Consider the following 318-nt stretch of genomic DNA (forward strand, 5'->3'; position numbering starts at 1 on the left):
GAAGCCGATGAACAGCGTCCAGAAGGTGATCTTGCCGAGGCGCTCGTCGAGCATCTTGCCGGTCATCTTCGGCCACCAGAAGTGGAAGCCGGAGAACATCGCGAAGACGACGGTGCCGAACACCACGTAATGGAAGTGCGCCACCACGAAATAGGAGTCGGAGACCGCGAAGTCGATCGGTGGCGAGGCGAGCATCACGCCGGTCAGGCCGCCGAAGACGAAGGTGATCAGGAAGCCGGTGGCCCAGAGCATCGGTGTCTCGAAGGACAACGAGCCCTTCCACATCGTTCCGATCCAGTTGAAGAACTTCACGCCTGT

1 protein-coding gene is annotated in these 318 nt (G+C 60.1%); it reads right to left on the bottom strand.

Going from position 1 to position 318, the window contains the following annotated elements; translation table 11 throughout:
* Nucleotides 1–318: cbb3-type cytochrome c oxidase subunit I (locus tag TN53_RS43585; protein ID WP_046264481.1), on the bottom strand; the 318-nt coding region annotated here is incomplete at both ends.

It is taken from the genome of Streptomyces sp. WM6386, assembly GCF_000972385.1.
Taxonomy (GTDB): domain Bacteria; phylum Actinomycetota; class Actinomycetes; order Streptomycetales; family Streptomycetaceae; genus Streptomyces.